Source organism: Bradyrhizobium sp. (genome assembly GCF_019242285.1).
GTDB lineage: Bacteria > Pseudomonadota > Alphaproteobacteria > Rhizobiales > Xanthobacteraceae > Bradyrhizobium.
Window position 1 is genome coordinate 1 of the sequence record NZ_JAFAVV010000879.1, and the last position, 7581, is coordinate 7581.

Here is a 7581-nt window from a genome sequence, read left to right on the forward strand (position 1 = left end):
TCGCGGAAATCTATAGATTAGCGGGAAACCGGCAACCAGCCAAAACGAGGAAACGACCATGCATCTCGGAATTGCCCTGCCTTTCGGCGACATCGGCGGCGACGGCGGAATCGTGCGCGAATTCGCTGAGCTCGCCGAGGCCGAAGGCTACGACGGCCTGACGCTGGCGGACCACGTGCTCGGCGGCAACCCGGACAACCCCGCCAGCGGCCGTGCGGGCGGACTCGGCCTGTTCCACGACCCCTTCGTGGCGTTCGGCTTCATCGCCGCCTGCACGAAGAAGGTCGAGCTCTCCACCCAGGTGCTGATCCTCGCGCAGCGCCAGACGGTGCTGGTGGCCAAGCAGGCCGCCAGCCTCGACGTGCTCAGCGGCGGCCGTTTCCGGTTCGGCATCGGCGTCGGCTGGAACGAGATCGAGTTCGTCGGCCTCAACGAGAATTTCCACAACAGGGGCAAGCGGTCCGAGGAACAGGTCCAGGTCATGAAGGCGCTGTGGGCCGATCCCTACGTGACGTTCGAAGGCAAGTGGCACCGCCTCCTGGACGCCGGCATCAATCCGCGGCCGCCAAGCCGCAAAATTCCGCTGTGGTTCGGCGGTCACATGGACGTGACGCTGCGGCGGATCGCGAAGTGGGGCGACGGCTGGATGATGCTGTCCGAGCCGCCGGGACCCAAGGCCGTCGCCGAGTTCGACAAGCTGCGCCGCCTGGTGGAAGCCGAGGGACGCGATCCGGCGTCGGTCGGCCTCGAAGTCTGGACCTCGACCGGCACAGGCACCGAGAAGGACTGGCGCGAGGAGATCAGCTTCTGGAAGAAGGCAGGTGTCACGCATGTCACGCTGCACAACACTTTCGGCGGCTACCACCACAAGCGCATGGCCGGCCGGAGCATGGCCGACCATGTCGCTGCGATGCGGCGCTACCGGAACGCCGTCGCCGACCTGCTCTGAGGAAGGCCAGTGAGTATGTGAAGCCACTCCCTCCGCCGTCATGCCTCGGCTCGACCGGGGCATCCAGCACGCCGCGGCGTATCGAATCAAGCCAAGGTGTCTCTGGAATGCTGGGCCGCCCGGTCAAGCCGGGCGACCACAGCCGTGGTGGGGAGGCCGCGCGCTCACCTCAGGTATCGGCGAGCGCGGCCAGCATGCGGTCGCGGGCGGCGAAATCGCCGTCGGCGTGGACGGGCTGCAGACAAACATGGGTGGCGCCGGCCGCGAAGTGCTCCCGCAGGCCGCGCTTGACCGTATCGGCGTCGCCCCACAGCACCATCGCATCGATGAACCGGTCGCTGCCGCCGTCGGCGAGCTCGGCCTCGGTGAAGCCCAGGCGCAGCCAGTTGTTGCGGTAGTTCGGCAGCACCATGTAACGCGACAGCTCCTTGCGCCCGAGCGCCCGCGCTTTGACGGGATCGGTCTCGATCGCGACCTTCTGCTCCACCGCAAGCCACTTCGAAGGGCCGAGCACCGCGGCGGCCTCGGCCGTATGCTTCGGCGTCACGTTGTAGGGGACAGCCCCGCGCGACTTGGCGGCACTCAGCGCCAGCATCTTCGGTCCCAGCGCTGCGACCACGACCGGCGGCAGGTCGCCGGCGGGCGCGACCTTGTTGATGCCGTCGAGATAGGCGCTCATCGCCGACAGCGGCTTGTCGTAGCGATGGCCGCGCACGCCCTCGACCAATGGAATGTGGCTGACGCCGAGACCGAGAACGAACCGGTCGTCATAGAGCGCATTCAGCGAGACCATGGCGCGCTGCGCCGTGAAGGAATCGCGTGCATAGATATTGGCGATCGAGCTGCCGATCACCAGCTTCTCACTGCACGACAGCAGAAAGGCCGCCAGCGACATCGACTCGTAGCCCCGCGATTCGGGATACCACAGGGCCGCGTAGCCATTGTTCTCGACCGTGCGCACGAAATCGCGCAGTTGCGATCCGTCGAGCTTGTCGGTGCCGTACCACACGCCAAGGCGTCCGAGTTTCATGTCGATTTTCTCCGGTTGAAGGTGGGCTCGAGCCGCACAAGCGCCTGAAGCAGCTCCACGCTGAACGGCCGCGCCAATCTAGCACGCCAAGGCTCCCGGCCAAGCCGTTGCGCGCAGTCCGGGTCGACGCTCGTCCCGAGCGGCGGCGCAGGCCGTCGAGGAATGGTAGGATGGGTCAGCGACCGTGAACGCGCTATCTCCCGCGATCAGATGCTGGTCGCGGTCGCGTAACCCGTCGATTCGTCGGCTCCGTCATGCGACCATGGTGGGTTACGCGACGCCTTCGCTCTTGGAGCGAGCGCGCCGCTAACCCACCCATGCGCCGATAGCTATCACCTGCCGGCGGCGTGCCAGGTCCACCTGTTCTGCCAGGTACCACCGCCCGGGCCGGTGACGGTGTGCTCGCCGGCCCACTCCCCAGGCGCGACCTGGTGCGAGCTGCCGTTGTGATGCCAGACCCCGCCGAACGGTCCCGTGAACGTGCCCGCGCTCTGGCAGGCGCCGCCGGCGCAGCTGCCGCCGCCTTCATAGGTGCCGCCGCGCGGGCCGGTCCAGCGCGTCGACCAGGTGCCGGCGTCGGCGGCCTGGGCGGTCGCAACGGAAAGCGCGAGCGCGGCTGAGGCCGCCACGATCATCGACTTCATCATCATCATGCTACTCCTTCATTTCCGACGGCCGCTCCGTTCAGGATGCGGCGAACGACCCGACCATGCGCGCGTCACATCGCCGGTGTTTTGCCGCCCGGCGTTCCAATATTGCAATTTGTTGCCGCGGGGATTTGCCGCTTGCGGCCACGGGCCGGTGTTTGCGAAACTGCGACCGATGGTAAAATCGTCGACAAGCATTCTCGTCGTTGACGATGACGACGAGATCCGCACGCTGCTGCAAGCCGCGCTGACGCGGGAGGGTTTCGAGGTGCGGGTGGCCAAGGACGCCGCGAGTGCGCGCCGCCTGGTCGGGCCGCGCAACGAGTTCGACCTGATCATCCTCGACATCATGATGCCGGGCGAAGACGGCCTGACCTTCTGCCAGCATCTGCGCGAGACGCTCGACATTCCGGTCCTGATGGTGTCTGCGCGCTCGCTGAGTATCGACCGCTCGATCGGCCTGGAGACCGGCGCCGACGATTATCTGCCAAAGCCGTTCGAGCGGCGCGAATTGGTGGCGCGGGTGCGGGCGATCCTGCGCCGGAGCGGGACCACGCGGCGCGTCGGCCGGCTTGCGGTCGGCGGCCTGGTCGTCGACCGCGACCGCCGCGCCGCGCTGGACCGCGAAGGCGCCGCGCTGCCGCTCACATCAGGCGAGTTCGATCTGCTGGCCTGCTTCGTCGAGCGGCCCGGGCGCACGCTGACCCGCGACCAGTTGATCGACTGGACGCGCGGGCGTGCCGCCGACCTGTTCGACCGCAACATCGACGTGCAGATGAGCCGGCTGCGCAGGAAGCTGATCGATGCCGGCTTTCCGGAGGACGGCATCAAGACGGTGCGCAATGTCGGCTATCTCCTCACCCTCCCCCTGGACGACGCGCCGTGAAGCTGCCGCGACGACGATTGTGGCGGATCTTCTTCGCCGTCGCGGCACTCGCCATCCTGATCGAGGTGCTGGCACTGACGGCGACCTTCGTCGAGTCGGTCAAGCGCCGCGTCGGCGGCGTGGGCCTGGTGCCGGACCAGATCGCGGCCGTCGTCCATCTCTGGCCGAAACTCGGCGAGCCGCAGCGCAAGGACGTGCTCGCCGCGATCTCCTGGGCCGGCCTTTCCTATCGTTTTGAACACGCGGGCCCGCCGGCCGCCTCGTCCGATCTCGCCCATGTCCGCGAGATCGAGAATGTGGTGCGGAGCCGCCTCGGCGGCAGCGCCGACGCGGTGGTCGCGCTCACCCGCGCCCGGCCGTTCGGCACCGAGCGGCGGGCGCTGAACTGGGCGCTGTCGAACGAACCGGTCTTCGTCTATGTGCAGCTCGCGCCAGGCGCGTGGCTTGTCGCGGAAGCGCGCAGCGACCTCCTGCCGCGCTTCTTCGGCCTGCCGACGGGCTTCTGGGTCGGTGTCGTCGGGCTCCTGCTCGCGAGCGGCGTGCTGATCGCGATCCTGCGCGAGGGCCGCGCGGTCGAGCGCATCGCGGGCGCGGTCGAGGCCTTTGCCGCGACCGGCGTGCCGCAGCGGATTGCTGCCGGCGGCTCGCCGGAGATCGCTGCGCTGGCGCGACACACCCAGCGCATGCAGGAGCAGATCGCGACATTGTTCGACGAGCGCAACGCCATGCTGGGCGCGATCGCGCATGACATCAAGACCTATGTGCAGCGGCTGAAGCTTCGCCTCGACCTGCTCGACGATCCGGAGCAGCTCGGCAAGGCGGCGCGCGATCTCGCTGACATGGACGCCTTTCTCGAGGACGCGCTGCTGCTCTCCGTGCACACCAACCCGCTGAAGAGCAGGGAAGCCGTGGACCTCCTCGCCGTGGTCACGCACGAGGTGGAGGCCGTGCGGCTGGCTGGCGGCGAAGTGGCGCTGCACCGGCTCGGCACCGGGCCCTTCCTGGTCGCCGGCGACCGCGCGGCGCTGTCGCGCGCGCTGTTGAACATCATCGGCAACGCGCTGCGCTACGGCCGCAAGGCGAGGGTGTGGTTGCAGCGAAGCCAGGACATGATCGAGGTCGCCGTCGACGACGATGGCCCCGGCATTCCGCCTGCGGATCGCTGGGTCGTGTTCCGCGCCTTTCACCGCGGCGAAGCATCCCGCAACCGCACCACCGGCGGCACCGGCCTCGGCCTCGCGATCGCCCACGGCATCGTCGAGCGCCAGCACGGCGGCTTCATCGCGATATCGGATGCGCCGACGGGCGGCGCGCGATTCTCGATCAGCATCCCCGCGATCGAGGCGATGGAGGTGCGAACTGAGGGCAAGGCGGGAGCGGGCGCGGCGTGAGGTGGAACCAAGCCGACGCAGCGCCTCTCGGCCCCGCCGTGGATCGCGCAACTGGTCTCCATGTACCTCCGGCCGTCATGAGCATGAAACCGAAGCGATGTCCGCTTCGTACTTTCACCGAGGCCCGAGCTGTGCGCGGTTCCATCGAGCAGCAGTTCGCATGCTGGGGATCGCCATTTGGACGAATTTGACTGATAGGCAACATTCATTGGCGATAAGGCCTGCGAGCCCGTTTCATTAGTTCTATTGCGCTGTCGGCTCGAGAGGCTCCCCGATTCTGTCATTCGATGACGTGGGAGAGCGTGCCGTGAAATATTGCACGATGTTGGTCGCGTTGTTGTCGATCGTATCTGGAACCGCGTCGCAGGCGATGGCAGCGCCCGACACGGTCTATATCGACGGATTGCCTTGTAACATTCCCTGCCAGGCCTACATGGCGTGGTCACGCCGGGTGCAGCACGAACTGACGCGCCAGCCGGGCACCGCGCCGGCAAGGCGGGGCGCTGTCTCGCGCGAGCGAGTCGTCGGGCGCGCTTCGCCCTCCAACGTCAAACGGAGCCAGCAAGCCAGGGTGAACGGACGGTCGCAGCCGAGCCAAGTCACATCGGCAAAGGGCTCGACCCCCACGCGGGCGGAAGTTCCGCAATCGATGCAGCCACCGCTTCCAAGCCATGAGCAACACGAGGCGAACGACAGCTCTCAATCGACAGCCAACGGGCCGCAGGCGCCAGACGGCGCTGCGCGCGGGCCGTCCAATGCGGCAATCACGCGCTCCGATCGCGACGCCCATGCCGAGATCCCGAGCGCGCAAACCGTCGAAGACGTGCCCGCGGACAAAGTGCGATCACAGCCGACGGGTGATGCCATCGCTGCGGTGGCGTCGACCACCGTCCAACATCAGGCGATGGCCGCCGCGGCCGTCGCGGAGCAGTTGACTGCCTTAGGAGCGGAGGAGCTCAGGTCAATGCACGGTGAGCACTCGGAAAATGCAATGCGGCCCGACGATCGCTCCGGCGCCGCGCCGGTCGAGGACACGCTGGTCGCGCTGGTCGTTACGCGCCCGGATATCAAGTCGGTGCAGGAGCTGACCGGCAAGGACATCGCGATCGACAAGCGATATTCCGACGCCGAGGCCGATGTGCGCACGGCCATGGTGGCGGCCGGAGCCTCGGACGTGCGATTGAGCGGCACGGAGGCCCTGGCCGTCGATCGCCTGGTGCAGGGACAGGTGCCGGCCGCCGTGCTCACGCTGGTGTCGCCGGATGCAGCCAAGGCCTTTCCCCAGCTCGCGGGCTTCAGCGTTCTTCAGGTACCACTCTCGCCGACGCGCCATGGTCGCGAGCGTGGCGGTGGCTGACGGCCTACGCCGCAGATGTCCTATCGATGGTGAAGTCGACTCTTGCGAACTGCGAGGTCCCGAAGCAGGTTGGCCGCTCTCTTGGTCATGAAGTCGGGCAGCGCTGGGCTTCCGCCAACGCGGCTTCATGCGGAATACGAGATCCGCCGGTTATTCGCCGATGCGCGGGTGCTGCGCATCTATAGCGGAACATCGGAGATCATGCGGGAATTGATCTCCCGGAACCTGTGACGCCGCCGCGGCAAACAGCAACAGATCAATAGCTCTTCGGCAGATCGAGCACCTTCTCGGCGATAAAGCTCAGCATGAGCTGCTCTGTGACCGGCGCAATTCGGGTTATCGAGACTTCGCGGAAGAGCCGTTCGACATGATACTCCTTGGCATAGCCGAAGCCGCCATGGGTCATGATGGCCTGCCAGGCGGCGTCGTGACCGGCACGTGCGCCGAGAAATTTGGCGCTATTGGCCTCCGCGCCGCACGGCTTGCCGTTGTCGTAGAGCCAGGCTGCACGCATGGCCATCAGCCACGCCGCTTCGAGATACATCCATTTTTCGGCCAGGGGATGCTGGATTCCCTGGTTCTGACCGATGGGCCGATCGAACACCACGCGCTCTCTGGCGTAGCGGGCCGCCCGGCGCAGCGCATCTTGCCCGATCCCGACGGCTTCGACGGCAACGAGGATGCGCTCGGGATTGAGGCTGTGCAGGATATAGGAAAAGCCCTTGCCTTCCTCGCCGATCCTATCCGCTTCCGGAATGAAGAGGCCGTCGATAAAGATGGCGTTGGAATCGACGGCCTTGCGTCCCATCTTCGGGATACGCCGCACCTCGATCCTGGAACGATCGAGATCGGTGTAGAAGATGGTAATGCCGTCTGTCGGCCGCTTGCAGTCCTCGAACTTCGTGGTCCGCGTCAGCAGCATGATCTTGTTCGCGACCTGCGCTGTCGAAGTCCAGACCTTCTGCCCGTGCACGCGGTAGCCGCCGGGGACTTTTTCTGCAAACGTCTTGATGCGGGTCGTGTTCAGCCCGGCATCCGGCTCGGTGAAGCCGAAGCAGCACTGGTCCTCGCCAGCAACCAGGCGTGGCACCCAGCGCCGCTTCTGGTCATCGGTCCCCTTCACAACGATGGGATGTGGTCCGAACAGGTTGATATGTACCGCCGACGAAGACGCCATGCCGCCGCCATGGCTTGCCACCTCGTGCATCATGATCGCGGCCTCGGTGACGCCGAGGCCCGATCCGCCGTATTCCTCCGGCATCGTGATCCCGAGCCAGCCGCCGTCCGCCATCGCGCGATGGAACTCGAACGGGAATTGGCC

The 7581-nt window shown here is 66.6% G+C and carries 8 protein-coding genes; 5 read left to right on the forward strand and 3 right to left on the reverse strand.

Annotated features, from left to right (window positions below):
• Positions 1 to 58: 58 nt before the first annotated feature.
• Entirely contained in the window at positions 59 to 949 is an 891-nt protein-coding gene (locus tag JOY90_RS36120; protein WP_291695867.1) for an LLM class F420-dependent oxidoreductase, read from the forward strand.
• Positions 950 to 1118: 169 nt separating this feature from the next.
• On the opposite strand, the gene JOY90_RS36125 is transcribed toward JOY90_RS36120, so the two are convergent.
• Positions 1119 to 1979, reverse strand: a complete 861-nt coding sequence (locus tag JOY90_RS36125; RefSeq protein WP_291695868.1) for a TIGR03620 family F420-dependent LLM class oxidoreductase — start codon at positions 1977 to 1979, stop codon at positions 1119 to 1121.
• Between the two features lie 332 nt (positions 1980 to 2311).
• Positions 2312 to 2629 carry a hypothetical protein gene (locus JOY90_RS36130; RefSeq protein WP_291695869.1) on the reverse strand — a complete coding sequence of 106 codons (318 nt, stop codon included), beginning with the start codon at positions 2627 to 2629 and terminating at the stop codon, positions 2312 to 2314.
• Positions 2630 to 2801: 172 nt separating this feature from the next.
• On the opposite strand from JOY90_RS36130, the gene JOY90_RS36135 reads away from it, so the two are divergent.
• The 4 genes from JOY90_RS36135 (at position 2802) to JOY90_RS36150 (ending at position 6491) form a co-directional block, all read left to right on the forward strand.
• Positions 2802 to 3512 carry a response regulator transcription factor gene (locus tag JOY90_RS36135; protein ID WP_291695870.1) on the forward strand — a complete coding sequence of 237 codons (711 nt, stop codon included), beginning with the start codon at positions 2802 to 2804 and terminating at the stop codon, positions 3510 to 3512.
• Complete coding sequence (locus tag JOY90_RS36140) at positions 3509 to 4903, forward strand: ATP-binding protein (protein ID WP_291695871.1); 1395 nt, start codon at positions 3509 to 3511, stop codon at positions 4901 to 4903. Before JOY90_RS36135 ends, JOY90_RS36140 begins: the two co-directional genes overlap by 4 nt.
• Positions 4904 to 5210: 307 nt before the next feature.
• The gene (locus JOY90_RS36145) at positions 5211 to 6260 is read left to right on the forward strand and encodes a hypothetical protein (RefSeq protein WP_291695872.1); all 1050 of its coding nucleotides are present in this window, start codon (positions 5211 to 5213) and stop codon (positions 6258 to 6260) included.
• Positions 6261 to 6302: 42 nt separating this feature from the next.
• Entirely contained in the window at positions 6303 to 6491 is a 189-nt protein-coding gene (locus JOY90_RS36150; protein WP_291695873.1) for an acyl-CoA dehydrogenase family protein, read from the forward strand.
• A gap of 25 nt (positions 6492 to 6516) precedes the next feature.
• On the opposite strand, the gene JOY90_RS36155 is transcribed toward JOY90_RS36150, so the two are convergent.
• Positions 6517 to 7581, reverse strand: a 1065-nt coding sequence (locus tag JOY90_RS36155; RefSeq protein WP_291695874.1) for an acyl-CoA dehydrogenase family protein, incomplete at its 5' end; no start/stop codon positions are given.